This window comes from Mycobacterium sp. (assembly GCF_019247635.1).
Classification (GTDB): Bacteria; Actinomycetota; Actinomycetes; order Mycobacteriales; family Mycobacteriaceae; genus Mycobacterium.
This window is the reverse complement of sequence record NZ_JAFBAR010000090.1, coordinates 44,401-71,359: the sequence shown is the minus strand read 5'-3', so window position 1 is coordinate 71,359 and position 26,959 is coordinate 44,401. Positions and strand designations below refer to the sequence as shown.

27 protein-coding genes are annotated in these 26,959 nt (G+C 66.8%); 17 read left to right on the top strand and 10 right to left on the bottom strand.

The window, feature by feature from the left end; all coding sequences use genetic code 11:
- Nucleotides 1-11 precede the first annotated feature (11 nt).
- The 5 genes from pruA (at nt 12) to JO236_RS14395 (ending at nt 4,698) form a co-directional block, all read left to right on the top strand.
- Entirely contained in the window at nt 12-1,643 is a 1,632-nt protein-coding gene (pruA, locus tag JO236_RS14415) for an L-glutamate gamma-semialdehyde dehydrogenase (RefSeq protein WP_293331286.1), read from the top strand.
- Complete coding sequence (locus tag JO236_RS14410) at nt 1,643-2,596, top strand: proline dehydrogenase family protein (protein WP_293331283.1); 954 nt, start codon at nt 1,643-1,645, stop codon at nt 2,594-2,596. Before pruA ends, JO236_RS14410 begins: the two co-directional genes overlap by 1 nt.
- 124 nt (nt 2,597-2,720) lie before the next feature.
- Nucleotides 2,721-3,011, top strand: coding sequence for a hypothetical protein (locus JO236_RS14405; protein ID WP_293331280.1), 291 nt, complete (start codon nt 2,721-2,723; stop codon nt 3,009-3,011).
- Nucleotides 3,012-4,229 carry a hypothetical protein gene (locus JO236_RS14400; protein WP_293331277.1) on the top strand — a complete coding sequence of 406 codons (1,218 nt, stop codon included), beginning with the start codon at nt 3,012-3,014 and terminating at the stop codon, nt 4,227-4,229.
- 73 nt (nt 4,230-4,302) lie between these two features.
- Nucleotides 4,303-4,698 carry a hypothetical protein gene (locus JO236_RS14395; protein WP_293331274.1) on the top strand — a complete coding sequence of 132 codons (396 nt, stop codon included), beginning with the start codon at nt 4,303-4,305 and terminating at the stop codon, nt 4,696-4,698.
- A 94-nt stretch (nt 4,699-4,792) separates the two neighbouring features.
- On the opposite strand, the gene JO236_RS14390 is transcribed toward JO236_RS14395, so the two are convergent.
- The 6 genes from JO236_RS14390 to JO236_RS14365 form a co-directional block, all read right to left on the bottom strand.
- Complete coding sequence (locus tag JO236_RS14390; protein WP_293331271.1) at nt 4,793-5,404, bottom strand: TetR/AcrR family transcriptional regulator; 612 nt, start codon at nt 5,402-5,404, stop codon at nt 4,793-4,795.
- A gap of 132 nt (nt 5,405-5,536) precedes the next feature.
- Nucleotides 5,537-6,706, bottom strand: a complete 1,170-nt coding sequence (locus JO236_RS14385; protein WP_293331268.1) for a lipid-transfer protein — start codon at nt 6,704-6,706, stop codon at nt 5,537-5,539.
- Nucleotides 6,703-7,170: a MaoC family dehydratase gene (locus JO236_RS14380; protein ID WP_293331265.1), complete on the bottom strand. Its 468-nt coding sequence runs from the start codon at nt 7,168-7,170 to the stop codon at nt 6,703-6,705. The genes JO236_RS14385 and JO236_RS14380 overlap by 4 nt, the downstream gene beginning before the upstream one ends.
- A complete protein-coding gene (locus JO236_RS14375; RefSeq protein WP_293331262.1) occupies nt 7,167-7,457 on the bottom strand; it encodes a hypothetical protein in 291 nt (96 codons plus the stop codon). The genes JO236_RS14380 and JO236_RS14375 overlap by 4 nt, the downstream gene beginning before the upstream one ends.
- Before the next feature lie 11 nt (nt 7,458-7,468).
- A complete protein-coding gene (locus JO236_RS14370; RefSeq protein ID WP_293331259.1) occupies nt 7,469-7,876 on the bottom strand; it encodes a Zn-ribbon domain-containing OB-fold protein in 408 nt (135 codons plus the stop codon).
- Nucleotides 7,876-8,418, bottom strand: coding sequence for an FAS1-like dehydratase domain-containing protein (locus JO236_RS14365; protein ID WP_293331256.1), 543 nt, complete (start codon nt 8,416-8,418; stop codon nt 7,876-7,878). Before JO236_RS14365 ends, JO236_RS14370 begins: the two co-directional genes overlap by 1 nt.
- Before the next feature lie 276 nt (nt 8,419-8,694).
- On the opposite strand from JO236_RS14365, the gene JO236_RS14360 reads away from it, so the two are divergent.
- The 4 genes from JO236_RS14360 to JO236_RS14345 all read left to right on the top strand — a co-directional run bounded on the left by JO236_RS14360 (nt 8,695) and on the right by JO236_RS14345 (nt 14,001).
- Nucleotides 8,695-10,164 carry an aldehyde dehydrogenase family protein gene (locus JO236_RS14360; protein ID WP_293331253.1) on the top strand — a complete coding sequence of 490 codons (1,470 nt, stop codon included), beginning with the start codon at nt 8,695-8,697 and terminating at the stop codon, nt 10,162-10,164.
- A 45-nt stretch (nt 10,165-10,209) separates the two neighbouring features.
- Complete coding sequence (locus JO236_RS14355) at nt 10,210-11,118, top strand: alpha/beta fold hydrolase (RefSeq protein ID WP_293331250.1); 909 nt, start codon at nt 10,210-10,212, stop codon at nt 11,116-11,118.
- Nucleotide 11,119: 1 nt separating this feature from the next.
- Nucleotides 11,120-12,535 carry an acyl-CoA synthetase gene (locus JO236_RS14350; RefSeq protein ID WP_293331247.1) on the top strand — a complete coding sequence of 472 codons (1,416 nt, stop codon included), beginning with the start codon at nt 11,120-11,122 and terminating at the stop codon, nt 12,533-12,535.
- Between the two features lie 200 nt (nt 12,536-12,735).
- On the top strand, nt 12,736-14,001 hold the full coding sequence (locus tag JO236_RS14345) for an MFS transporter (RefSeq protein WP_293331677.1): 1,266 nt from the start codon (nt 12,736-12,738) through the stop codon (nt 13,999-14,001).
- Here the strand turns inward: JO236_RS14345 and dapD are convergent.
- Nucleotides 13,998-14,948: a 2,3,4,5-tetrahydropyridine-2,6-dicarboxylate N-succinyltransferase gene (gene dapD, locus JO236_RS14340; RefSeq protein ID WP_416362242.1), complete on the bottom strand. Its 951-nt coding sequence runs from the start codon at nt 14,946-14,948 to the stop codon at nt 13,998-14,000. The genes JO236_RS14345 and dapD overlap by 4 nt on opposite strands.
- Nucleotides 14,949-15,042: 94 nt before the next feature.
- Here dapD and dapE point away from each other — a divergent pair, with 94 nt between their 5' ends.
- Nucleotides 15,043-16,107 carry a succinyl-diaminopimelate desuccinylase gene (dapE, locus tag JO236_RS14335; protein ID WP_293331244.1) on the top strand — a complete coding sequence of 355 codons (1,065 nt, stop codon included), beginning with the start codon at nt 15,043-15,045 and terminating at the stop codon, nt 16,105-16,107.
- Between the two features lie 148 nt (nt 16,108-16,255).
- Here dapE and JO236_RS14330 read toward each other — a convergent pair whose 3' ends face one another.
- Nucleotides 16,256-17,743 (bottom strand): cellulase family glycosylhydrolase, encoded by a 1,488-nt coding sequence (locus JO236_RS14330; protein ID WP_293331241.1) that lies wholly within the window; start codon nt 17,741-17,743, stop codon nt 16,256-16,258.
- A 117-nt stretch (nt 17,744-17,860) separates the two neighbouring features.
- Nucleotides 17,861-19,969 carry an AAA family ATPase gene (locus JO236_RS14325; RefSeq protein WP_293331238.1) on the bottom strand — a complete coding sequence of 703 codons (2,109 nt, stop codon included), beginning with the start codon at nt 19,967-19,969 and terminating at the stop codon, nt 17,861-17,863.
- A 73-nt stretch (nt 19,970-20,042) separates the two neighbouring features.
- Here JO236_RS14325 and JO236_RS14320 point away from each other — a divergent pair, with 73 nt between their 5' ends.
- The 7 genes from JO236_RS14320 to JO236_RS14290 all read left to right on the top strand — a co-directional run bounded on the left by JO236_RS14320 (nt 20,043) and on the right by JO236_RS14290 (nt 25,714).
- Nucleotides 20,043-20,597, top strand: a complete 555-nt coding sequence (locus JO236_RS14320; protein ID WP_293331235.1) for a TIGR00730 family Rossman fold protein — start codon at nt 20,043-20,045, stop codon at nt 20,595-20,597.
- 82 nt (nt 20,598-20,679) lie between these two features.
- Complete coding sequence (gene fadD6, locus JO236_RS14315; protein ID WP_293331232.1) at nt 20,680-22,440, top strand: long-chain-acyl-CoA synthetase FadD6; 1,761 nt, start codon at nt 20,680-20,682, stop codon at nt 22,438-22,440.
- A 177-nt stretch (nt 22,441-22,617) separates the two neighbouring features.
- A complete protein-coding gene (folP, locus tag JO236_RS14310) occupies nt 22,618-23,442 on the top strand; it encodes a dihydropteroate synthase (protein WP_293331673.1) in 825 nt (274 codons plus the stop codon).
- Nucleotides 23,439-24,344 carry a glucosyl-3-phosphoglycerate synthase gene (locus JO236_RS14305; protein WP_293331229.1) on the top strand — a complete coding sequence of 302 codons (906 nt, stop codon included), beginning with the start codon at nt 23,439-23,441 and terminating at the stop codon, nt 24,342-24,344. The genes folP and JO236_RS14305 overlap by 4 nt, the downstream gene beginning before the upstream one ends.
- A gap of 15 nt (nt 24,345-24,359) precedes the next feature.
- Complete coding sequence (locus tag JO236_RS14300; protein WP_293331226.1) at nt 24,360-24,704, top strand: DivIVA domain-containing protein; 345 nt, start codon at nt 24,360-24,362, stop codon at nt 24,702-24,704.
- Entirely contained in the window at nt 24,701-25,279 is a 579-nt protein-coding gene (locus JO236_RS14295; RefSeq protein ID WP_293331223.1) for a DNA-3-methyladenine glycosylase I, read from the top strand. The genes JO236_RS14300 and JO236_RS14295 overlap by 4 nt, the downstream gene beginning before the upstream one ends.
- 267 nt (nt 25,280-25,546) lie before the next feature.
- Nucleotides 25,547-25,714, top strand: a complete 168-nt coding sequence (locus JO236_RS14290; RefSeq protein ID WP_003406247.1) for a DUF3117 domain-containing protein — start codon at nt 25,547-25,549, stop codon at nt 25,712-25,714.
- A gap of 11 nt (nt 25,715-25,725) precedes the next feature.
- Here the strand turns inward: JO236_RS14290 and glgA are convergent, their stop codons facing one another.
- A complete protein-coding gene (glgA, locus tag JO236_RS14285; RefSeq protein WP_293331220.1) occupies nt 25,726-26,889 on the bottom strand; it encodes a glycogen synthase in 1,164 nt (387 codons plus the stop codon).
- Nucleotides 26,890-26,959: the final 70 nt, after the last annotated feature.

The window sequence follows — 26,959 nt, the reverse complement described above, 5'->3', positions numbered from 1 at the left end:
TCCTTGGCTCCATGGACGCGATCACCCAGGTTCCGGTGCCTGCCAACGAGCCGGTCCACGACTATGCGCCACATTCTCCCGAACGCGCCCGGCTACGCGCCGAACTGGCACAGCTTGCCGACAATCCGACCGACCTGCCGCACGTCATCGACGGCCGACACCGGATGGGCGACGGCGATCCGATCGATGTCGTGCAACCGCATCGGCACTCCGCGAAGCTGGGCACTCTGACCAACGCTCAGAGCGCCGACGCCTCCGCGGCAATCGACGCCGCAATGGCGGCCAAGAACACCTGGGCGGCAATGCCTTTCGATGAACGTGCAGCGGTGTTCTTGCGAGCCGCCGATCTACTGGCCGGGCCCTGGCGCGAAAAGATCGCCGCCGCAACTATGCTCGGCCAATCGAAGTCGGTGTACCAGGCCGAAATCGACGCACCTTGCGAGCTGATCGACTTCTGGCGGTTCAACGTCGCGTTCGCCCGGCAGATCCTGGCGCAACAGCCCGTGAGCGGCCCGGGTGAGTGGAACCGGAGCGAATACCGCCCACTCGACGGTTTCGTTTATGCGATCACACCTTTCAACTTCACCTCGATCGCCGGCAACCTGCCGACCGCACCGGCGCTGATGGGCAACACGGTTGTGTGGAAGCCGTCGATCACCCAGACGCTGTCGGCCTACCTGCTCATGCAACTGCTCGAAGCCGCGGGGCTGCCGCCGGGGGTGATCAACATGGTTACCGGCGACGGCCTCGCGGTATCCGATGTGGCCCTGGCCGATCCGCGGCTCGCCGGTATTCATTTCACCGGGTCGACGGCCACCTTCCAGCAGCTGTGGCGGCAGGTGGGCACCGGTATCGAGCGCTATCAGAGCTATCCGCGATTGGTGGGAGAGACCGGCGGCAAAGACTTCGTGGTCGCGCATGCTTCCGCGCGACCGGAGGTATTGCGCACAGCCCTGATTCGCGGGGCGTTCGACTACCAGGGGCAGAAGTGCTCGGCGGCATCGCGCGCATTCGTCGCGCGTTCGGTGTGGCAGCGGATGGGTGACGACTTCCTTGGCGACGCGGCGGAATTGCGCTACGGCGATATCACTGACCTGACCAACTACGGCGGAGCGCTGATCGACCGGCGCGCGTTTGTCAAGAATGTCGATGCTATCGAACGCGCCAAGGGCGTCGCAGGGGTCACGATCGCGGTCGGCGGTGAATACGACGACAGCGTCGGCTATTTCGTGCGCCCGACGGTTCTGCTGTCCGACGACCCGACCGATGAGGCGTTCTCGACCGAGTACTTCGGTCCGCTGCTGTCGGTGCACGTCTATCCCGACGACCAGTACGAGTCCGTGCTGGATGTCATTGACGCCGGGTCCCGCTACGCGTTGACCGGTGCGGTGATCGCCGATGACCGCGCGGCCGTACTGAACGCGCAGGAGCGACTGCGGTTCGCGGCCGGAAACTTCTACGTTAACGACAAACCAACTGGTGCTGTGGTCGGTCGCCAGCCGTTCGGGGGTTCGCGCGGGTCGGGCACCAACGACAAAGCGGGATCGCCGCTGAATCTTTTGCGCTGGACGTCGGCTCGCACCATCAAGGAGACGTTCGTTCCGGCCGTCGACCACACCTACCCGCACATGATGGCGGATTGATGGCCGGACTGTTCGCCCACACCGTGCGCCCGGCCATGCTGGCGGCGAGTCGGGCCGACGGGCTGCGCCGCGCGGTCGAACACTCCTCGGTGACCCGCCGGGTGGTGCGCCGGTTCGTTCCCGGGGACACCCTGGACAGCGTGCTGGATATCGTTGGTGCGCTGCGGGATTCCGGACGTTATGTCAGCGTCGACTATCTGGGTGAAAACGTCACCGATGCCGAAGGTGCCAACGCTACGGCGCGGGCGTATCTCGAGTTGCTTGATGCGTTGGGCTCTGACCCGACTCCCGACGGTGTGCGGCCGTTCGAGGTGTCGTTGAAACTTTCGGCGCTGGGGCAGGGGCTGGAGCGCGACGGCGAAAAGATCGCGCTGGACAACGCGCGAACCATTTGCGAGCGGGCCCAGCAGGTCGGCGCCTGGGTCACCGTGGACGCCGAGGACCACACCACCACCGATTCGACATTGTCGCTCTCGGCCGAGCTTCGGGTCGACTTCGACTGGCTAGGCACGGTTTTGCAGGCCTACCTGCGACGCACCCTGGGTGACTGCCAGGACCTGGCGGTCGCCGGGGCCCGAGTTCGGTTGTGTAAGGGCGCGTATGACGAGCCGGCGTCGGTGGCCTACCGAGGCCGCGCCGAAGTCACCGATTCCTATCTGCGCTGCCTTCGAGTGCTGATGGGTGGATGCGGTTATCCGATGGTGGCTTCCCATGATCCGGACGTGATCGAGGCTGTTCCCGGTATGGTGCTTGAATCAGGGCGCAGTGCTGCCGATTTCGAATACCAGATGTTGTATGGCATTCGCGACGACGAGCAGCGGCGGCTGGCCGGCACGGGCAACCCGGTGCGCGTGTATGTTCCCTTCGGATCGCAGTGGTACGGATACTTCATGCGGCGACTGGCCGAGCGACCAGCCAACCTGACGTTCTTCTTGCGGGCGCTGTCGCATTGATCCTGCGCTTAGGGTTTTTGACTCTGCGCTGAGGGTGGGCTTTATCGAGTAAGACCCGCCCTCAGCGCAGAGTCAAAGTCGGGAGTGAAGTGTGCCCGACGGTCCTCGGTTCTACGCTCTGCGTGTGGGGCTGCCGGGGACCGTTACCGAACTGCAGGTCAGCGGCTTGCGCGCGCTGGCTGGGTGTTGCGAGTCGTTGGCCGAGATGCTGGCGGACAACGGCGCACCCATTCCGTGCCCGGACGTGTCGTGGTTGAGTAGCGGCGCGGCCGTCAACGACGCTCAGGTGCAAGTGGCCGCCGCGAGCGCTAGATGCGCGGCGCGCACGCGCGCGACGGTCAGTGATCTTTTTTCGGCGGCCAATGGTTACGCCGAGAACGAGGCAGGTTCGTCGGCTCAGTTGCGGACGTGTTAGGTGACGACCGCAACATTGCCGACGTTGTCGCAAGTCCGGGGGTTAGACGTCACGTATCTGATTGCGGCGGCCCGCGATTGGGCACACACTGCTGATCTGTGGGAAGAGGCGTTCACGCAGATCCATGGCCGACTCTCGTCGCACGGCGTCACTTCATGGACGGGTGTGGCGGCGGCCAAAGCCCAGCAAAGAGCCTACGGTGACATGGTGAAGGTCCGTGCGGTGTCGTACCAGTTGCACGAGGCTGCGGCGATAGCGCGCCGAGCAGGAGAGCAGCTGCAGGCCTGCAAGGAGCTCGCGATGGACGCGGTCACCGACGCCCGGGCGGAGGGATTTGACGTCGGCGAACATTACGCGGTGACCGACCGCATACACGGTGGTTCGGCAGAGTTCCGCGCGGCCCGGCGTGCCCAGGCGCTTCAGCATGCGGGTTTTATCCAGCATCGGGTGGCCACTCTTGTTGCGGCTGACCAGCGAATCGCGGTGCAAGTTGCAGCCGCCACCGAAGGCATTGATTCCCTTTCGTTTTCGGAGGGGACTGGTGGGATCCGCCTCGTCGACAATCACACCTTCAAAGACGCGCCGAATCCTGAACCCGTTCCACCGCCGGGGGGTTGGAGCAGCGATCCGCTCATGCGGGCTGCTCAAAAGATCGCGTACGGGCACGCCAGCGGGCCCGAAGGGCACATGAGCGACTTCCCCGGCATGACCAAAGACCAACTTGCCCAGCTGATTTACGACAAGATGAAAGCATCGATCGAAAGCCCAGAAGGCCTGCGGCTCGGGCCCAGCAGTAGTGACGGCGCTCCAGTTATCTACGATCCCCGAGACAATGTGCTTATTGTGCGCGATCCGAATGGGGCCGATTGCGGCACAGTGTTCAAACCCGATAGGCAGGAAAAACCCAATTATGTAGACGGAAAATTCGGAGGAACTGTCAAATCGTTCCAGCCCAGTCAGCTTGCCGACGAACCTATTCCAGCCCCCGCAGGGCCACGGCTTGGGCCGCCCGCAGTAAGAGAGCCCGTACCGCCTGATGCGCCGGTCGAGGTGTTGCCGCCAGGTCGGCTTTCGCCGGGCATCAGTGAAGGCGGTCAGCCGATGCCGCGTCTCCCCTTTGGCATCGGCACTCCATGGGACGCCCCCGCGACGGGGCCACATCCCATCCATATACCGCACCAACATCACACGCCACTGCTAGGCGAGCCCCCTGACTAGAACGCGATCATTGGAAACCCTTCAGCCAGTGGCCGATGATTACAGTTGGCCCGACATCTCGTGAGGAGAGTCTATGACCGAACCTGAGCTAGTCGCGATTGAACTGACCGACGAAGAACGGAAGCTCATAGTGCTCGCACTCAACGAATACGCGGGTACAGCCCAGCACACCTATCGGCTGCTGTGCCCCGTATTGGGCTGGTCAACCAAGCATGATTGGTTCCAGCTCATCAACCGGCTCACATCATCGATAGAAAACAAGGAGCCGTTGTCCGACCTGGATTGGGCGCGTGCGATGTTTCTCACTGACATCAGCTTCGGGAGCACGCTGGTCGGTTCGGGGCTGCGGTTCGGTCGGGGCGCTGATGCCTACTGGTTCCAGGTGTTGCGCTCGCTACAAGAAAAGGTCAGCAACTATCAACGATTTCTTCTGCTCCTGCAGAACGCCAGCTACCCCGCCGCGGAGTGATCAGTAACCACGGTCGGATTCGACGGAAAGGCAGCAGCCGCAGACGACTTCGACCACCAGTGGATACCGGTAGACAGGCGCTGGAAGTCGAGTCCTACGCACGCCGGGTCCGGGGGCGATCGCTGGTAAAGCCGCGTACGACGTGGGCGCGCACGAAATCGGCGACGGCGTCGGGATCATCCATATCCAGCGTCGACGACGGAGTGCTGAACAGCGAGAACAGGATTCGGGCGAACCATTCGCCGGCGCCTTCGGCGTCGAGGTCCTTGCGCACTTCGCCGGTGAGCTTGGCCGCGTTGAGGTAAGGCGCTAGGAACTCGACGCATTCGCGCAATAGCACGGCGGCGTCCTTGGTGAGTAGCAGGCTGATCGCCTCTTCGTCGAAGTACTTCTCCGAAGCGATGGCCCGCCGCGCCTGTGCCACGAATACCGCTGCACTACTGAGCTTTTCCTCTAGCGAGTCGCCCTGGGCCATGGCCGTCGACATATCGCGATAGAACCGTTCCGACGCGTGCTCGGCACAAGCCTCGACGATGGCCGCCTTGTCGCGGAAGTACTCGTAAATGGTGCTGCGCGACACGTTGGCCATCTTGGCGATGTCGACGATCGTCGCCTTCAGCATGCCGTGTTTGGCGAAACAGGCGTACGCGGCCTTGATGATGAGATCGCGGGTCTCGGTGGTCTGGGTCAACGAAGACTGGGTCATCAGGACACCAACGCGCCTCGGGGTACCAAACCGCGGAACCAAAAGTGCGGCGTGGCAACGCGATCACTGATTACCAATGGTTTTTTCGCTGAATCGATCGCGGTCAGCAGTGCGAGCGTGGGCATGGTGGTCTCAGCCGGCCGGTTCGAGGATCAGTCCACTGGTGGGCACCCCGGTGCCCGAGGTGACGAGGACGTGCTCGACGTTGTCGACCTGGTTGTGCGAGGTGCCGCGGACTTGGCGGACACCTTCGGTGATGCCGTTCATGCCGTGGATGTAAGCCTCGCCGAGTAAGCCGCCGTTGGTATTGATCGGAAAGTCTCCGCCCAACGACAGGCGCTCGACTGTGGCGAAATCCTTGGCCTCACCACGGCCGCAGAAGCCGAGCTCCTCGAGCTGGGTGAACACGAACGGCGTGAAATGGTCGTATATGAACGCGGTCTGGATGTCCTGGGGCTTGAGGCCCGAATCGCGCCAGAGTCGTTCGGCGACCACCCCCATCTCCGGCAGACCCGTGATGTCATCCCGGTAGTAGCTGGTCATCATCTCGCCGTTGTAGGCCGCGCCCTGCGCGGCGGCGGTGATCACCGCCGGTGGTTGCCGCAGATCGCGGGCGCGCGCCGCACTCGTTACGACCAGGGCGACACCGCCGTCGCTTTCCTGGCAGCAATCCAGCAGTCGCAGCACCGGTTCGATGATCCACCGGGAGTTCTGGTGGTCTTCCAGGGTGATCGGGCGTTCGTAGAACCAGGCGTCGGGGTTTGTGGCGGCGTGGGCACGGTCGACGACGGCGATGCGGCCGAAGTCGACGTTGGTGACCCCGTAGGTCGACATGTAGCGCTGGGCGTGCAACGCGACCCACGCTGCGGGAGTTAGCAATCCGAACGGGGCGTAGTGCGCCATGAACAGCGGGGTCTCTGAGCTGGTGCGCCCGCTGCCGCCGAATCGGAAGCCGGAACGCTCGTTGAAAGCGCGCCAGCACACCACCACGTCGGCGACGCCTGTGGCGACGGCCATGGCCGCGTGCACTACCGTGCCGGCCGCGGCGCCGCCGCCATGGTGCACGCGGCTGAAGAAGGTCAGGTCTCCGATGCCCACGTTACGGGCGATGTCGATCTCGTCGCTGGAGTCCATGGTGAACGTGACCATGCCGTCGACGTCTCCGGGTGCCAGGCCGGCGTCGTCGAGTGCGGCACTAACCGCCTCGCACGCCAATTGCAGTTCGCTGCGGCCGGATTCCTTGGAGAACTCGGTCTGCCCGATCCCAGCGATGGCCGTAGCGCCCGGCAGCGAACTGCTCATGCTCTGGTCCTTTCGACGGCCCCGTCGAGCAGGCTGAGAATCGCGGTGCCGGAGACGTGATCGCCGAGGCTGTTGGAACCCTTGAACGTGACCTCGATAAAGTTCTCGCCGTTGGCGCCCTCCGTCTTCCCGGTCACGCTGCCGGTGAAGCGTAGGGGATCATCCGGAAAGCACGGCGCGCCAAGGCGAATCGATAAATTCTTGACCATCGCCTCCGGTCCTGCCCAGTCGGTGAGGAACCGCACGCAGTAACCGTTGGTGGTCAGGATGTTCATGAACAGATTGGGCGAACCCTGTTTCTTTGCGTACTCGTGGTCGTGGTGCACCGGCATGAAGTCCCGGGACGCGATCGCGCCGGCGACGATCATCGTTGTGGTGATAGGGATCTCGAGTGGCGTTACCTCGTCGCCGACCGAGATGTCCTGCCATTGCAACGTTGTGGTTCGGCTGGCGGTGGTGGTCATGGAAGTCCTTCCGAATATGTGCTGCCGGTACGGGCCAGCTGCTGGAAGCCGGGCCGAGGGCGGCTTCGTTGTGCTTGGCCGACAATAACGATGCAGGGGATAGGTGGTGCGCGCTCGGCGACGTCGAGCTGGATCGCGCTCAGGGCGACCAGGGACCGGGTGTACAGCGGCTCGATCGACCCGGCGAGCCTGTCACGATCTGAAACCAGCGCGCTGTCAAGGAACACATCGGCATGCGGTTCGCGGTTCGTCGTGCTCTCTTGCTCTTCGGCGAAGGAGGAAGCCATTGTGGTGTTACCTAGGCGCTCGGACGGAACTGATGTAGCACCAGGTCCCCGTTGGCCCCGTCAAAGGTCTGGTAGCAGATCTCGACCGGCATCCCCACCGTGACGTCGGCAGGATCGACGTCGATCAGATTGGACACCAGCCGCACACCCTCGTCGAGCGCGACCAGCACCACGATGTAGGGGTAGTCGAAGAACGGGAATCGGGGCTGGTGCGGCAGCACGTAGCTGTACACGCTGCCGCGGCCCGATGACTCGATTGCTGCCCAGTCCAGGGACCGGCACTGGGGGCACATCGGGCGCGGCGGGTGGCGCAGCGTCCCACAGCCGCCACAGCGCTGGATCAGAAGCGTGTTCTCGCGCAACCCATTCCAGAAGAATTCGGTGTCCGGACTGATCGCCGGCGCCATCCGGGTCGCCATCAGCGTTCCGGCCTGAACCGCAGCACCCGGAATCGTTGTCGCCCCAGCACTTCGCCGTCCTGGTTGGTGTAGGTGGTCAGCCAGGTAAGAAAGTAGCCGGTGCCTAGCGCGGTCTTCTTCTCGTCGGAGACCGACTCGTAGGCCGTCGTCGCGCTGATCAGGTCGCCCAGGTGGGGATAGCGTTCGATCTCGAACTCCGAATTGGTCGCCACGGTGCTCGTGTAGCCGGCCTCGTCGAGGAATGCCGTTGGGTTGCTTTTGATTTCGATGGGAGCGCCGCCTCGGTCCCCGATGCCCTCCAGTTTGGGCGAGGGCATGGTCCAGGTTTGCAACATGACCGGTGGCGAGACGATGCCGCCGAACCGCGACGTGGCCGCGAACTCCGGGTCGATGTAGACGGGGTTCATGTCGGCGAGCGCATACGCCCAGTGTCGAATCATCGGCTGGTTGACCGGATCCGGTGCCACCGAGGGCTTTCCGGTGCCTCCGGTGGGCTGGTCGACGAGTGCGCGCAGCTTGCTCTGGAACTCTGCGTCGGTCACTTACCCTGCCTTTCCTGCAGCTGTTTTTCGAAGGTTGGGCGAGTGCAGCGGGAGATCGGGCGAGTGCAGCGGAAGATCGGTCTTCAAGGCCAGCCTCGCTATCCGACAGAGTAGCGCAATCTGTCCTGCTCAATGTACTTACTCCGCGCCGGCGCGCGCTGTCAATACGACGACAACATATTGAAATAGCGCGGAATTGGGTCTTCGATGATTGACGCTGGAGTCCAGCGGGTGTACACCAGGTGATTAGATGACCGACCTCGATGAGGAAGCCACATGGCCAATGCGCAACCTGCACAAGCCCTCATAGACACCTACCAGCTCTACATCGACGGAAAGTGGGTCCAACCGGAGGACGGGCGCTACGACGACGTCTCTCCGTCCACCGAGGAGGCCATCGCCGCGGCGCCCGACGCGAGCCTCGCCCAGGTCGGCGCGGCGGTTGGGGCCGCCCGGCAGGCTTTCGACAGCGGGCCCTGGGCGGGGACGAGCCCGCAGCAGCGCGGCGAGTGCCTCAACCAGCTTGGCGAAGCCCTGATGAGGCATGCAGACGACTTCTTCGCACTGTCCCAGGTGGAGTGGGGCTGCATCGCCAATGAGCGGGTGATGCAGGTCGACGGGGCGGCGTTCCTGTCCATGCACGCCGCCCAGCTCGCCACGCAGTTGGCCGACGAAGCGGTCACCGGAATCGGTGCCGGAACCACGCTGCTGCGGCACGAGCCGCTGGGTGTCGTGTCAATCCTGACGCCGTGGAACTTCCCGCACTGCCTCAACGTCATGAAGCTCAATCACGCGCTGGCCGCCGGCAACACCGTCGTGCTCAAGCCGTCGCCGCTGACGCCGCTGGCAGGGCTGGCGCTCGCGCGGATCATCGACGAGCACACCGACATCCCGGCGGGAGTGGTCAACGTCGTCACGCCGTCGGGGGTCGAGGCGGCCAAGCTGCTCACCACCGATCCGCGGATCGACATGGTGAGCTTTACCGGCAGCTCGGTCGTCGGTCGCCAGGTCATGTCCGCCGCGGGGGACACCATGAAGCGGGTCCTGCTGGAGCTGGGCGGCAAGTCGGCCAGCATCGTCCTGGACGACACCGAGGTCACCGACGCGATGCTCGAGCAGATGCTGTTCGACTGCTGCTCGCTGCACGCCGGACAGGCCTGCATCCTGCACAGCCGGCTGCTTCTGCCCGATTCGTTGCACGACGACGTCGTTGATCGGCTCGCCGCGCTGGCCCGCGCCGTGAAGGTCGGAGACCCCACCGATCCCGAGGTACAGATGGGCCCGCTGATCAGCGCGGCGCAGCGCGAGCGGGTCGAGGGTCATGTCGCCGGGGCGGTCGACGACGGGGCCAAGGTGGTGACCGGTGGCGGCCGTCCGGCCGGGCTGGATGTCGGGTTCTACTTCGAACCAACGATTCTCACCGACGCCGAACCGAATTCGACCATCGCGCAAGAGGAAGTGTTCGGGCCGGTGTTGACAGTGCTGCGGTACCGGGACGACGACGACGCGGTCGCGATCGCGAACAACTCCCGCTACGGGCTTTCCGGCGCGGTATGGGGCGGCGACGTGGACCGGGCGGTCGGTGTCGCTCGTCGCATCCGCACCGGCCAGATCGCCGTCAACGGTTGCGGTCCCGGCGCCGCGCCGTTCGGTGGATTCAAACTGAGCGGGCTGGGTCGTGAGGGTGGCGGAATCGGTGGCGTGCACCAGTACATGGAGCCAATGGCCATCGGGGTTCCCGCATGACGGGACCCCTCGCGGGGCTGCGGTCGACATGCGAAGCTGCTGGACATGGTCCTCGCGATTGCCCGTCCGAAGCTTGAAGGAAACATCGCCGTCGGTGAAGACCGCCAGATCGGCTTCGCCGAGTTCGGTGCCCCGCAGGGGCGCGCGTTCGTCTGGCTGCACGGCACACCCGGCGCCCGCCGCCAGATCCCGACGGAGGCCAGGGTCTACGCCCAAGAGCACAACATCCGTCTGATCGGTCTGGACAGGCCGGGAATCGGCTCGTCGACCCCGCATCGGTACGAGAACATCCTCGCCTTCGCCGACGATCTGCGTAGCGTCGCGGAGACCCTCGGGATCGACAGGATGGCGGTCATCGGCCTGTCCGGCGGCGGTCCGTACGCCCTGGCGTGTGCGGCGCGGTTGCCCGATCGGGTGGCGACGGTCGGGGTGCTTGGCGGCGTGGCGCCGACGCAAGGTCCCGACGCGATCAGCGGCGGAGCGATGAACCTCGGCCTGCGGGTCGCGCCGCTGCTGAAGTTCGGGGGCAACCCGCTGCGCATCGGCGCGAGCATGCTGGTTCAGTCGATTCGGCCGGTTGCGTCTCTCGCGCTGTACGCATACGCCGCGATCTCGCCGCAAGCCGACCGGCATCTGCTGACCCGTCCCGAGTTCAAGGCGATGTTCTTGGACGATCTCCTCAACGGCAGCCGCAAGCAGCTGGCCGCGCCGTTCAACGACATCATGCTGTTCGCCCGCGACTGGGGATTCCGGCTCGACGAGGTGAAGGTCCCGGTCCGCTGGTGGCACGGCGATCACGACCACATCATCCCGTTCGCCCACGGCGAGCACGTGGTCTCCCGGCTGCCGGACGCCGAGCTGTCCCGCCTGCCGCAGGAGAGTCATCTCGCCGGGCTGGGCCGCGGCGAGGAGATCCTGTCCACCTTGACGAAGATTTGGGACGAGCGGGGCTGACGTGCTGCTGGCCTCGCTGAATCCGTCGGCCGCGACCGCCGAAGACATCGCCGACGCGGTGCGCATCGACGGCGTGACGCTAAGCCGCAGCGACCTCGTGGGCGCCGCGACATCGGTGGCCGAGCGGGTCGCCGGCGCGCGCCGTGTCGCCGTGCTGGCGACGCCGACGGCGGCGACGGTGCTCGCGATCACGGGCTGCCTGATCGCCGGCGTGCCCTTCGTCCCAGTGCCCGCCGACGTCGGCGTCGCCGAACGCCGGCACATGCTCACCGATTCGGGAGTGCAGGCCTGGCTCGGACCCGTCCCCGATGAGGCGGAAGGGCTGCCGCACATCCCCGTTCGGTTGCACGCCCGGTCCTGGCACCGGTACGCCGAGCCGCCACCGGAGGTCCCGGCCATGGTGATCTACACCTCGGGCACCACCGGCCTGCCCAAAGGCGTACAGCTGAGCCGGCAAGCAATCGCCGCCGACCTCGACGCGCTGGCCGAAGCCTGGCAGTGGACCGCCGATGACGTGCTGGTGCACGGGCTACCGCTGTTCCACGTGCACGGGCTGGTGCTGGGTCTGCTCGGGTCGCTGCGACGGGGAAATCGCTTCGTGCACACCGGAAAACCGACGCCGGCCGGCTACGCGCTGGCCGGGACGGCCCAGGGCGGAACACTGTATTTCGGGGTGCCGACGGTGTGGTCGCGGTTGGTGTCCGACCAGGCCGCGGCCGAGGCGCTTCGGCCGGCACGGCTGCTGGTCTCGGGCAGCGCCGGGCTTCCGGTGCCGGTGTTCGACCGGCTCGAGCGGCTCACTGGACACCGGCCCGTCGAAAGATACGGCAGCACCGAATCATTGATCACGCTGTCCACCCGCGCCGACGGTGAGCGTCGGGCCGGCTGGGTGGGACTGCCGGTGGCCGGCGTGCAGACCAGACTCGTCGACGACGCCGGCGACGACGTCGCGCACGACGCTGAAACCGTTGGGAAACTTCACGTTCGGGGCCCGATGCTCTTCGACGGCTACCTGAACTGGCCGGAGGCAACCGCCGAGGCGTTCACCACCGACGGGTGGTACCGCACCGGCGACGTCGCGGTCGTCGACGGTACCGGGATGCATCGCATCGTCGGGCGCGAGTCCGTCGACCTGATCAAGTCCGGCGGATACCGGATCGGCGCGGGCGAAATCGAGACGGCGCTGCTGGGGCATCCCGGCGTGGACGAGGTGGCCGTCGTCGGGCTGCCCGATCAGGATCTGGGCCAACGGATCGTCGCCTTCGTGGTCGGCTCGGCCGATCCGGATGATCTGATTCAGTATGTCGCTCAACAGCTTTCGGTGCACAAGCGACCGCGCGAGGTGCGGGTCGTGGACGCGCTGCCACGCAACGCGATGGGCAAGGTCCTCAAGAAGCAGTTACTGTCCGAGGCCTAGTTTTTCGGTCGCGAGCGTGCGCAGAATGCCACGGTAAGCGGCGTGTCACTGTGCAAACACGCACGCTCGCGAAACCGGGGGGCGCCAGCGTTTCTGACGAGCGGTACCGCGCACCTTCACCTACCCTCGTCATCGTGTCGACGCAGCAGCGCCCAGCTGGCTCCCTGGTAACGCGGGAAGCTGAGCCCACGCCCACCCCGATGAGGCGGGTGGCGCTGGCCTGTTACGTCGGCTCGGCGATCGAGTTCTACGACTTCCTCATCTACGGCACCGCCGCCGCGCTGGTGTTTCCCGCCGTGTTCTTTCCGCACCTCGGCCCTGGGATAGCCACCATCGCCTCGATGGGGACCTTCGCCGCAGCGTTTGTGGCCCGCCCGGTGGGCGCGGCAGTCTTCGGGTATTACGGGGACCGGCTGGGCCGCAAGAAGACTCTGATCGCGACATTGCTGATCATGGCCTTTTCCACCGTGTGCGTGGGCCTGGTCCCCACCACCGCGGCCGTCGGCGCGATTGCGCCGGTGCTGCTGACCGCGCTGCGGCTGCTGCAAGGGTTTGCCGTCGGCGGCGAATGGGCCGGGTCAGCGCTGCTGAGTGCCGAATCCGCACCGCCCGGCAAGCGCGGCCGGTTCGGCATGTTCACCCTCATCGGCGGCGGCACGGCGACGATGCTGTGTGGCCTGACCTTCCTGGGCGTGAACTGGACGATCGGGGAGAGCAGCCCCGCCTTCATGGAGTGGGGCTGGCGCGTTCCTTTCCTGATCAGCGCCGCGCTGATCGTGATCGCCCTCTACGTGCGGCTCAACATCGAAGAAACTCCGGTTTTCGCCGCGGAAAGGGCCCGCAACCTGGTGCCCGACGCGCCGGTGTCCGAGGTGCTGCGTCTACAGCGCCGCGAAGTCGTCCTGGCCGCCGGGAGCGTCTTGACCTGCTTCGGGCTCGTGTACATGGCCAGCACCTTCCTGCCCGGCTACGCGCATCATCACCTCGGATATTCGCGCAACTTCATCTTGTCCATCGGTGTGCTGGGCGGGCTGGCAAGCGTCGCGTCCGTCGCGACCTCGGCCACGCTGTGCGACCGGGTCGGGCGGCGCCGGATGATGTTGATCGGGTTTGCCGCGTGTCTGCCGTGGTCGATGCTGGTGATGCCGTTGATCGGCACCGGGCACCCCGTCGGGTACGCGGTGGCGATCGTCGGCGTCTACGCCGTCGTCGGGATCGGTTCGGGGCCCACGGCGTCGTTTATCCCGGAACTGTTCGCCACCCGATACCGCTACACCGGCTCGGCGCTGGCGGTCAACCTCGGCGGCATCGCCGGCGGCGCCGTGCCGCCGATGATCGCCGGCACCCTGCTGGCGACCTACGGCGTCTGGGCGGTCAGCCTGATGCTGGCGAGCCTGGTGGCGGTCAGCCTGGTGTGCACGTACCTGCTGCCCGAGACCTACGGCACTGCGATCGGCGCTCGCTAGTTGGCGTGCAGTTCCTCGTTAAGCACGATGCCCCGGCCGTCGCGGGATGCCACCTCGACCGCCCCGGTCAGCGAATTGCGCCGGAACAGAAGGTTGTTGGCGCCGGAGAGTTCGCGCGCCTTGACCGACCTGCCGTCGGGCATGCTGACCTTTGTGCCCGCGGTGACATACAGGCCGGCCTCGACCACACAGTCGTCGCCCAGCGAGATGCCCAACCCGGCGTTGGCCCCCAGCAGACACCGCTTGCCGATCGAAACGATCTCCGTCCCACCGCCGGACAGCGTTCCCATGATCGATGCCCCACCACCGACGTCGGAGCCGTCGCCGACCACCACGCCGGCGGAGATGCGGCCTTCGACCATCGACGCGCCCAGGGTGCCGGCGTTGTAGTTGACGAAACCCTCGTGCATGACGGTGGTGCCCGGCGCGAGGTGGGCACCCAGCCGCACCCGGTCGGCGTCGGCGATGCGGACCCCGGTCGGCAGGACGTAGTCGACCATTCGCGGGAACTTGTCGACGCCATATACGGTCACCGGGCCATGCCGGCGCAGACGGGCGCGGACCGCCTCGAAACCTTCGATGGCGCAGGGCCCGCGATTAGTCCAGATCACATTGGTCAATACCCCGAACAAGCCGCCGGCGTTCAGTCCGTGCGGCGCCACCAAGCGATGCGAGAGCAAATGCAAGCGTAGGTAGGCGTCGTGCGCGTCGGCGGCGACATCGTCCAGCGAGCCGATGACCGTGCGTACCGCGATGGTCTCGGTGCCGCGGTCGTCGTCGCGTCCGATCAGAGCCGACAGTTCGGGGGGGACGTCGGACATCGCCAGTCGCGATGTGAGGGTTTTGCCCGAGTCGGTCAGTTCCGGTGCGGGAAACCACGTGTCGAGGATCGATCCGTCGGAGGCGATAGTCGCCAACCCAACGCCTGCCGCGCCTGCTCCAGTCACGGCGGTCAGGTTACTTGTGCCGCCGAACAGACACAAAAGCCCCCGACGCGCCGACCAGAATGGTGCTTTTGCGTCTGCTGGGCACAATGGAGCGGTGCTGGACTTGCGTGCGGATCCGATCGAGCTGACCGCCGCGCTGGTCGACATCCCCAGCGAGTCGCGTGCCGAGGGCCGCATCGCGAGCGAGGTGGAGACCGCGCTGCGCGCCCAGACGTCGGGATTCGAGATCGTTCGCAACGGCAACGCCGTGTTGGCGCGCACTCAGTTGCGCCGGCCGACGCGGGTGCTGCTGGCCGGGCATTTGGACACCGTGCCGGCGGCCGGCAACCTGCCCAGCCGCCGTGCGGGCGACGAGTTGTACGGCTGCGGCACCTCGGACATGAAGGCCGGCGACGCCGTCTTCCTGCACCTGGCGGCGACGGTCGCCGAACCGGCACACGACCTGACGCTGGTCTTCTATGACTGCGAGGAAATCGATTCGGCGGCAAACGGTTTGGGGCGCATCGAGCGCGAGCTCCCAGACTGGCTGGTGGCCGATGTCGCCATTCTGGGCGAGCCGACCGCCGGCTTCATCGAGGCCGGCTGTCAGGGCACGTTGCGGGTGCTGGTCAGCGCTTCTGGAACACGGGCGCATTCGGCGCGATCCTGGTTGGGCGACAACGCAATTCACAAGCTGGGTGCCGTGCTGGACCGGCTCGCCCGATATCAGGCTCGCCGCGTCGACATCGACGGGTGTGAGTACCGCGAGGGTTTGTCGGCGGTGCGCGTGGATGGTGGCGTCGCTGGCAACGTGATTCCCGACGCGGCCTCGGTGACGGTGAATTACCGCTTTGCGCCGGACCGGTCGCCGGATGCGGCGCTGCAACACGTGCACGAGGTGTTCGACGGGCTGGACGTGTCGATTGAGCAGGCCGATGCCGCGGCGGGAGCGCTGCCCGGGCTGTCGGCCCCCGTCGCCAAGGCTCTGGTTGAGGCCGCCGGCGGGCAGGTCCGCGCCAAATACGGCTGGACGGACGTATCGCGCTTTGCCGCCCGCGGGATCCCGGCGGTCAACTATGGACCGGGCGATCCGAATTTGGCGCACCGCAGCGACGAGCGGGTGGCCGTCAAGCGGATTACCGAAGCGGTGGAGACGTTGCGGCGGTACCTGAGTACCTAGGGCGAGCCACCCTGGTGACCGCCGCGGCCGCCTGCGCCGTCAGCCTCCGAGCGTGCGCAGTTGTACATGTTTTGCGGCGCGCCACCGTACGTACACGCACGCTCGCCGGTGGCTAGCCTCGCCGGGCTAGCCCTGCGCTCGCCGGTGGCTAGCCCGGCGTCACCGTGACGTCGACGGTGTCGGAGCTGCCATCGCCCACGACGATCAGCTGAGGCGTTCCGGGCGCCGACGCGACCTGCCCGCCCCGGACGGTCACCTGGTAGCCGTTCGGGTACTCGATCGGCGGCACCGAGACCACCGTCTGGGTGCCGGGGCCGAATCGGCCCTGGTGATCAGGCCGCTCGGTCGAATAGCAGAGCCGAAACGTGCCCGACCAGAACGACCAGTACCTGGGCGTGCCGCCGACCACCTGCGGATACGGCGCGGCCAGTACAGCCAGTTTGGCCGTGTTGACGTTCCCGCCGACCGGCGGCTGGCTGGGGTCGTAGACGAGGGCTTGCTCCGTGGGTGACGAGCTCGTCTTGTCGTTGCCGGTGTAGGCCCACTCCAGCCACCCCATGCGATGCCGGTCGGCATGGCGCATGACCTCGGCCAGGTTTTTGCCGTCGTTGGTGGCGCCGAACTCCGTCAACAGCGCGGGGACGCGGTTTAAATCCGAATACAGGCTCGCGTTGGTCAGTGTGACCCCGTCTTCCAGACGGCACGTGATGTTGATGTGCAGCTCGGCCTCGGCGGCGCAGTAGTCGTGGAACGAGAAACCGGCATTGGGGTCGGCCACGTGGCCCAGGTCCGTGTGGATGCCCTCGTCGAACAGGGTGTTCGGCTCGACGAACGCCAGCGGGGTCGGGTCGGCGGCGTGCAGCGCCGGCACGACGCGGTTGTAGAAGGCCGTCATCCTCGCATCGAGAAGTGGGCAGCCCAAAACCACATCGGCACACGGTTCCCAGACGATGCCGGGCCACGGCTCGTTCAACACGTCGTAGCCAAACACGTTGGGGTTGCCACGAAAGTAGGCGGCGACATGTGCCAGGGCGCCGGCGTAGTGGTCCTGCAGTCCGGCCCCGTCCGGCGCGGGTGCGTTCTGCCACAAGGCATGCCAGGCATACTCTTCGGCCGGGTTGACGAAATAGTTTGCAGGAAAGCCTAATTGGGGATTGGGCAGCCCGTTGTTCGCCACGGCCCAGGCCGGTGCGCCCTCGCCCTGGAACGCCTCGTTGTACAGGTCCTGATGAAAGTCGAGCAGGCTGAGGACACCGTGCGCGCCCAGCGTCTGGACGGTCTGTGCGATTCCGGCCAGGTAGTTGTCGTCGTAGCTGCCCGGTTGCGGCTCCACGGCCGCCCAGATGACGCCCACCCGCATCGCGTTGAAACCATTGGCGGCAAGGAAAGTCGCGTCGTCGTCGCCGAACCCGTCGGCAGAGGGCAGGTACGGCGGCACCTTGTACACCTGGTTGAGTCCGTGCAGCACGACCGCGCGACCGGCGGCGTCCGTCATCCATCGACCGGCGTGGCCCAGCGGCAGCGTCGGCCCGGCCGTGGGCGCCGCGCGGGCGGTGGACGGCGCGTCGGTGCTCAGCGCGGCAACCATCAGGACGGCCGCAACCAGGCGGACCAATCCCGAGGGTCGGACACGCATGCTGCCTCCAACGCGGGGAAAATCACTTTGGGTAACAGTGATGTGTGCGAGTCACTGCGCCAACACAATTGGGTCACGGTTTACCCACGGTGCCCGGATAGCTCGCTCGGCCAGAGGTTATCGCTGCGCTTGTGCGGCGGCGTCGGCGGCAGCGGGGGCCATCCCGACGGCCGCCAGCTCGTCGGACACAGCCTTTAGGCCTGCGTGATCACCGTCGACCAACGCCCGGGCGTGGGCGGCCATGATATGGCCTATAGCACAGTCGATTTCGGCGGCGAGCCGGGTCACCGGCTCCACCGCGCGCAGATCACCCAGGCGAACGGCGTCGTGCCAGGCGCACAGGGCCACCGCGGACTGGTTGGCACGCTCTGCCGTCCGGGCCGCTTCCCGTGCCGCCGTCACGGCCCCCGTCGCGTCCCGGGCCGTTGCTCTGGTCCAGGCGCGCGCCAGGCCGAGCTCGGGGGCGAACAGTGCCGACTTCGTCCCGTGCCGGGTCTCCGCGCGCCGCAACGCTTTTGCCGACTCGGCGATTTCTCCCCGCTGCGCCAGTGCGGTCGCCAACAGCGTCAACGACAGCGGGCCCCAGGAGTATCCGGTGCGTTCCAAGGCGGCCGCCGCCGGCTCCAACATCGATGCCGCGGAGTCGAATTGGCCCTTGACGATCAACACCTTCGCCAGCAGGACTTCGCCGATGGCCCGGCCGGGCTGCTGCAGCTCGGCGAAGTCGGTGAACCGTTGGGCCATGGCCCGCGCCTGATCGACCTCGCCGGCCATCAGCAGCGACGTGATCTGACCCAGGCCGACCGTGAACCGCAGCAGCCCCGGATGCTCGGCGGTCGAGGCCCGCTCGGCAAACCGCTCGACATCGTCGAAGCGGCCCATCCGCGCCGAGCACAACGCGGCCGCGCTGGCCGCCCAGGCCACGGCCATGTCACCGGCGGGCGGCCCGGAAAGCACCTCGGTGGCCAAGGTGATTGCGCGCTGCAGGTTTCCGGCATTCATCGCGAACGTGGCGGTCAGCGCATCCAGCGTGATCCGTGCCGTCGGTTCGGTGACCCGGTTGCGGGTGGTCTGCAGGAACGCCGTGGCCCGCTCGGGCTCGCCGAGCATCCAGAACTGGTTTGCCGCGCGCGGCACCGCCCACGACATCAACTCGGTCTCCGACAAGTCGGCGGGATCGACCGCGGCCAACACTGCGCCGGCCTCGCGGCCGCGGCCCTGCCAGGCCAGCGCGTACCCCAGGGCCAGCCGCGCCTCCAGTCCGCCCGATCGATCCACGGCCGTGCGCGCCAACCGCTCGGCGAGCAACATGTCGCCCAGGCGCAGCGCCTGCTGCGCGGCATCGACGACCTCGTCCACCGGTTGCGGGGCCGCGCTGTCCAGCGCCAGCGAGGCCAGCCGCAATCGGTCGCTGAGGTGGTCCAACGGATGTTGCGACAGCAACCCGACCAGATCGGTCCGTCGTTGCCGCAGGCCCTCGGCACCCACGGCGGCAAGCGCTCGCTGCGCGAACAGCGGGTGCGCGGTGTACACCACCGGATCGTCCGGGCGCCCGCCCCGCACCCGCGTTTCCGCGGCACCCCACTCGACGGCCTCGTCGACCGCGCCGTCGCCGGCGAGCGTGGCGAGATCGGCCACCGACAGCGGCTCCAAGACGGTCAGATACTCCAGCACCGACCGCGCGGCCGCCGGCAACTCCGCGATGAACTCGTCGACGTCTGGCCCCGTTGCCCCGCCGGGGGCTTCGATGTCGATCCGCTGCAGCAGGTCGTCGGCCCACAGCGCGGCGATGGCCTCGGGGGCGGTGTCGGGACGGGCGGTGACGATCATCCGGACCGTGCCCGCCAGCGCGATCTGGTACACCAGCGTGGCCGACAGCAGGTCGAGGTCGTGCGCCTCGTCGACGACGAGCAACAGCTCCTCGCCCCCCAGCGATGACCTGGCCGCCCGCAACAGTGCGGCCGGCTTGCCGAGGTCGGCGATTTCCACCAGGTGACCGAACGCCCCGAACGGCACCACGCGTTCGGTCGGGGTGCCGATGACCCAGCGGGTGAGCGCATTCGGGTGCCGCCTGGCGAAGTGCTCGGCGGCCAACCGGGCCAACGTCGATTTGCCGCCGCCGTCGGACCCGAGTACGACGGCACCGCTGCGGGCCGGCTCATCCAGTGCCAGATCCACCTGCTCCAACGCGGCCGCGTGGTGCGGCACGTTCCATCGAATCGGCACCGCCGGATTTTATGGCGCGATAGGTCCCACGGGTCAACGGGCGGGCCCCACCGGGGTGGTCTACGTTTCGGGTATGCGGGGTTCATCCGGTGACTGGGCGGTCTGCGTGTACTGCGCGTCCGGGCCCACACACCCCGAATTGCTCGAGTTGGCCGCCGAACTCGGCGAAACGATCGCCGGCCGGGGCTGGACCCTGGTGTGGGGGGGCGGCCGTGTTTCGGCCATGGGTGCGGTGGCCGCGGCGGCGCGGGCGCGCGGTGGCCGGACCATCGGTGTCATCCCGCAGATGTTGATGCGCGCCGAGGTCGCCGACACCCACGCCGATGAGCTGATCGTCACGGACACGATGCACGAACGGAAGCGGGTCCTGGAAGACCGCGCCGACGCGTTCCTGGTGTTGCCGGGAGGTGTGGGGACCCTGGACGAGTTGTTCGACGCGTGGACCTCTGGGTATCTGGGCATGCACGACAAGCCGATCGTGCTGCTGGATCCGTTGGGACACTACGACGGCCTGTGGGCCTGGTTGCGCGACTTGGTTGACGGCGGCTACATCTCGCGGTCAGCGATGGATCGGCTGGTGGTGGTCGATAAGGTGGGCGACGCGGTTGAGGCGTGCGCGCCGGCCTAAGTGTCATCCGGTGCGGGTCTCCCGGGTGTCATCCGGCTCGGATGTCATCCGGCCCAAGTGTCATGAGGAATCGAGGAATCACGTGCCTAGCCAGGTCAGCCTGATCGATATCGCGTCTCGGGTGCCGGGCGTGGTGGCCGACATGCCGGTGATCGTGCGGGGGACGCTGACCGGGTTGCTGGCTCAGCCGAATTCCAAGAAGTCGATCGGCTCGGTGTTTCAGGGCAAGGCGGCCCGCTACGGCGACCGGGTCTTCATCAGGTTCGGCGATCTGGAACTGACTTACGGCGAGGCCAACGCCAAGGCCAACCAGTACGCGGCGGTGCTGGCGGAACGGGGCGTGGGCCACGGCGACGTCGTTGCGATCATGCTGCGTAATTCGCCCCACACGGTGTTGGCCATGCTGGCCGCGGTCAAGTGCGGCGCCGTCGCCGGCATGCTCAACTACCACCAACGCGGCGAGGTGCTGGCGCACAGCCTGGGCCTGCTGGAAGCCAAGGTGCTGGTCGCGGAGACGGATCTGGTCAGTGCCGTCACCGAGTGCGGCGGCACGGGTGCCGAGACGCTGACCATCGAGGACCTGGAGCGATTCGCCGCCACAGCCCCGGCCGCCAACCCGGCCTCGGCTTCGGCGGTGCAGGCCAAGGACACCGCGTTCTACATCTTCACGTCGGGCACCACCGGGTTCCCGAAGGCCAGCGTCATGACCCACCTGCGCTGGCTGAAGGCGCTGGCCGCGTTCGGCGGGCTGGGGTTGCGGCTCAAGGGCTCCGACACCTTGTACAGCTGCCTGCCGCTGTATCACAACAACGCGCTGACGGTCGCGCTCTCGTCGGTGATCAATTCGGGGGCGACGCTAGCGCTGGGCAAGTCGTTTTCGGCCTCGCGGTTCTGGGACGAGGTGATCGCCAGCCGGGCCACGGCGTTCATCTACATCGGCGAGCTGTGCCGGTATCTGCTCAACCAGCCGCCCAAGCCGACCGACCGCGCCCACCAGGTGCGCATGATGGCCGGCAACGGGCTGCGGCCGGAGATCTGGACGGAGTTCACGTCCCGATTCGGCATTGCGCGGGTGTGTGAGTTCTACGCCGCCAGCGAGGGAAACACCGCCTTCATCAACATCTTCAACGTGCCTCGGACCACCGGCGTCTCCCCGCTGCCACTGGCCTACGTCGAGTACGACCCGGATACCGGTGCCCCGTTGCGCGACGAACACGGACGGGTCCGGCGGGTGCCCGCCGGTGCACCCGGCCTGCTGCTCAGTCCCGTCAACAGGCTGTCACCGTTCGACGGCTACACCGACAAGGCGTCGAGCGAAAAGAAGTTGGTGCGCAACGCTTTTCGTGAGGGTGACGTGTGGTTCAACACCGGTGACGTGCTGAGTCCGCAGGGCATGGGTCACGCCTCGTTCGTCGACCGGCTGGGTGACACCTTCCGCTGGAAGGGCGAGAACGTCGCCACCACGCAGGTCGAGGCCGCACTGACGTCCGACCACGCCGTCGAGGAGTGTACGGTCTACGGCGTCGAGGTGCCCAACACCGGTGGACGTGCCGGGATGGCCGCGGTCAAACTGCGCGACGGCGCCGAGTTCGACGGTAAGACGCTGGCGCGCGTGGTGTATGAGCAGCTGCCCGCCTATGCGCTGCCGCTGTTCGTGCGGGTGGTGGAGTCGCTGGAACACACCTCGACGTTCAAGAGCCGCAAGGTGGAGCTGCGCGAGCAGGCCTACGGTTCGGAGGTTGAGGACCCGCTGTACGTGCTGGCCGGCCGCGACGAGGGCTACGTGTCGTTCTATGGCGAATACCCGGACGAGGTGGCGGGCGGAAAACGTCCCAAGGACTGAGCCAGTCACACGGCACACAATGGCCGCAACTGCCACATGAGTCCCTGACGCGGTGGGGAGCACGATTTGCCCGGCTCTCAGCGACTGCGCAGATCCCGTTTCTTCGGCACCAGGCACTATGGAGGCGTGCAGGCAACGCTGTGCGGCCGACCGGTCGCAGCTGATCGCGCGCTGATCATGGCGATCATCAACCGCACCCCGGACTCGTTCTACGACATGGGTGCGACGTTCAGCGACGAGGCCGCCCGTGACGCCGTGCACCGTGCCCTCGCCGAGGGCGCCGATGTCATCGATGTGGGCGGCGTCAAAGCTGGCCCGGGCGACAATGTCGACGCCGAGACAGAGATCGCCCGGCTGGTGCCGTTCATCGAGTGGCTCCGGGGTGCCTACCCGGACCAGCTGATCAGCGTCGACACCTGGCGTTCGGAGGTTGCCAGGGTGGCCTGCGCGGCGGGCGCCGACCTGATCAACGACAGCTGGGGTGGCGTCGACCCGGCCATGCCCGAGGTGGCCGCGGAGTTCGGCGCCGGCCTGGTGTGTTCGCACACCGGCGGTGCGATGCCGCGGACGCGTCCCTTCCGGGTGAGCTACGGTACGACGACCCGCGGTGTGGTGGACGACGTGATCAGCCAGGTAACCGATGCCGCCGAGCGGGCGGTCGCGGCCGGTGTGGCCCGCGACAGAGTGCTGATCGATCCCACTCACGATTTCAACAAGAACACCTTCCACGGGCTGCTCCTGTTGCGCCACGTAGTCGATCTTGTTATGACCGGGTGGCCTGTGCTCATGGCTTTGAGCAACAAGGACTTCGTCGGGGAGACTCTGGGCGTGGAATTGACCGAACGGCTCGAGGGAACACTGGCGGCCACGGCGCTGGCCGCGGCCGCGGGTGCCCGCATGTTTCGGGTGCACCAGGTCGCCGCTACCCGACGAGTGCTGGACATGGTGGCCTCGATCCAGGGAACGCGCCCGCCAACGCGCACGGTAAGGGGCCTCGCATGACCGCATCTGAGGTGGTCGGAGAGCTTGCTCCGCGGTGGAACCGGCCCAGTTGGACGATCGACGAACTGGAAGCCGTCAAGGCCGGACGGACGATCTCGGTGGTGCTGCCGGCCCTCGACGAGGAACAAACCATCGAATCGGTGATCGACAGCATCTCGCCGCTGGTCGACGGCTTGGTTGACGAGCTCATCGTGCTGGACTCCGGCTCAACCGACGACACCGAGATCCGCGCCATCGCCGCCGGTGCACGCGTCGTCAGCCGCGAACAGGCGTTGCCCGGCGTGGCAACCCGCCCCGGCAAAGGCGAGGCGTTGTGGCGTTCGTTGGCGGCGACCCGCGGCGACATCGTGGTGTTCGTCGACTCCGACTTGATCAACCCGCATCCGATGTTCGTGCCGTGGCTGATCGGCCCGCTACTCACCTGCGACGACATCCACCTGGTCAAAGGTTTCTACCGACGGCCGCTGCAGGGCGACGGTGCGACCACCGGGGGCGGGCGCGTCACCGAGTTGGTGGCCCGGCCATTGTTGGCGGCGCTCCGGCCGGAGCTGGGCTGCGTGCTGCAACCGCTCGGCGGCGAGTACGCGGCCACCCGTTCGCTGCTGACGTCGCTGCCGTTCGCCCCGGGCTACGGCGTGGAGATCGGGCTGCTGGTCGACACTTTCGACCGTCTGGGCCTGGACGCGATAGCGCAGGTCAACCTGGGTGTGCGGGCCCACCGCAACCGGCCGTTGGACGAGCTCGGCGCGATGAGCCGTCAGGTCATCGCGACCCTGCTGTCCAGGTGCGGGATTCCCGACTCCGGGATCGGCCTGACCCAGTTCTTCGCCGACGGTGAGGGCTATATCCCGCACACCTCGCCGGTATCGCTGGTGGACCGGCCGCCGATGGGATCTCTGTAGGGCAAGATCGACGGCGTGGCGTTGGTGTTGCTGTACCTGGTGGTGCTGGTCCTGGTGGCGATTGTGTTGTTCGCCGCGGCAAGCGTGCTGTTCGGCCGCGGTGAGCAGCTGCCGCCGCTGCCGCGGGCGACGACAGCGACGGTGCTCCCGGCGTTCGGTGTCACCGGCGCCGATGTCGATGCCGTCAAGTTCACCCAGGTGCTGCGCGGCTACAAGACCAGCGAGGTGGACTGGGTGCTGGACCGGCTGGGCCGCGAGCTCGAGACGCTGCGGGGTCAGTTGGCGGCGATCCACGCCACCGAAACCGAGCGCGCTGCCGCGGAACCTGACGAGGTTGAGGATCGTCAGGACAAGGTATGAGCGACGATGGGCTGGTCCGGTGCGGTTGGGCAGAGATGCGCCCCGGGCCAAGCGCCGAGCTGTACCGCAACTACCACGACCAGGAATGGGGTCGCCTGTTGTGCGACGGCGTGGCGCTCTTCGAGCGGATGAGCCTGGAAGCCTTTCAGAGCGGCCTGTCGTGGCTGATCATCCTGCGCAAGCGGGACAATTTCCGGCGCGCTTTCGACGGGTTCGACGTCGATACGGTCGCCCGCTACGGCGACGCCGACGTGCAACGGTTGCTGGCCGATGAGGGCATCGTCCGCAACCGGGCCAAGATCGAGGCGACCATCGCTAATGCGCGCGCGGCCGCTGAGCTGGGTACTCCCGAGGACTTCTCGAAGCTGCTGTGGTCGTTCGCCCCGCCACCGCGGTCCCGGCCGGCGAATGGCTCGGAAATCCCCTCCACCAGCGTGGAATCTCAAGCGATGGCGCGTGAGCTGAAGCGGCGTGGTTTCCGGTTCGTGGGTCCCACCACCGCCTATGCGCTGATGCAGGCGACCGGGATGGTTGACGACCATATCCGGGACTGCTGGGTGCCTGCAGCCCGGTGACCCAGCTTCTCCAGCGGCCCGACGAGGTCCGGTAATCGGGTCAGGCGGGGTAATGGTGCGGGTCGTCGGTGGGCCGGCATTCGGGTGCGCGGGACGGTGATGCCCCTAGAAGTGGGTCTTTGTGCATTGGTTGACCGGGATAAGGAACAATGGGGGGGTGACTTGGCAGTTCAAAGTCGGGTATGACTGGAAATCCACTGGCGGGGCATGCTCGGCGCCGACCAGGTCCGCGAGGGCGGGCCAGCTCGAACCTGGAGGGAGCACTCGATGGCGGCGATGAAGCCCCGGACCGGAGACGGTCCGCTCGAAGCAACCAAAGAGGGGCGCGGCATCGTGATGCGGGTACCACTGGAGGGCGGCGGTCGACTGGTTGTCGAGCTGACGCCCGACGAAGCCGCCGCGCTGGGTGATGAACTGAAGGGTGTTACCAGCTAACACCGGCTGCTTTAAGCACACACCTTGCGATAGATGTCCAGTGTCTGCTCGGCGACGTGTGCCCATGAGAATGCCTCCACGCAGCGCTGGCGTCCTGCCTGACCGAAACGCCGCGCCTTATCGGGGTCGGCGACCAATTCATTGACCGCCTGGGCCAATCCCGCCTGGTATCCGGCCGCGTCGTGCGGGTCGTAGTGCACCAGCGTCCCGGTGACTCCGTCGACCACCACCTCAGGTATCCCGCCGACGTCGGACGCCACCACCGGGGTCCCGCAGGCCATTGCTTCCAGGTTCACGATGCCCAACGGCTCGTACACCGATGGGCACACGAAAACTGTTGCCGCCGAAAGTATCTCACGCAGCTCCCCGACGGGAAGCATATTCCTGATCCAGAACACCCCGCTGCGATAGTGGGCCAGTTCCGCCACCGCGGAACCTACCGCGTCGGCTATCTCCGGAGTGTCGGGCGCGCCGGCGCACAGCACCACCTGAACATCTGGGCTGAATCGGTGCGCGGCCGCGACCAGGTGCTCGACGCCCTTCTGCCGGGTGATCCGCCCGACGAACGCCACGACCGGCCGACCCGGATCGACCTGCAGATCGGCCAGGACGGACCCGGTGCGTGGCGGGCCGCCGGGGTACCACACGTCGGTGTCGATCCCGTTGCGGACGACATGCACCACGCTTGGATCCAGCCTGGGGTAGACGCGCAGGATGTCTTCGGCCATGCCGTCGCTCACCGCGATGACGGCGTCGGCGGCCAGCACCGCGGTGTGTTCCACCCACGTCGAGACGTGGTACCCGCCGCCGAGTTGTTCGGCCTTCCAGGGCCGCAGGGGTTCCAGCGAATGCGCCGTCAGGACATGCGGGATGTCGAGGAGCAACTTGGCCAGGTGTCCGGCCAGGCCCGTGTACCAGGTGTGCGAATGCGCAACGGTGGCCCCCGCCGCGGCATTGGCCATCACCAGGTCGGACGACAAGGTCGACAGCGCCATGTTGGCGCCGCGCAATCGCGGGTCGGGCTGGTGCGCGATGGCGCCCGCCCGGGGTTCGCCCATGCAATGCACGTCCACCGTGCACAACCGGCGCAGTTGCGCGACCAGTTCGGTGACGTGGACGCCGGCCCCCCCGTAGACCTCTGGTGGGTACTCCCGCGTCATCATCGCCACCCGCATACCCGCACCGTAGTTCGGCTCGTCCCGCGCCCGCACCTCGGGCGGGGGAGGAGCCGACCGGTGGGGGCGA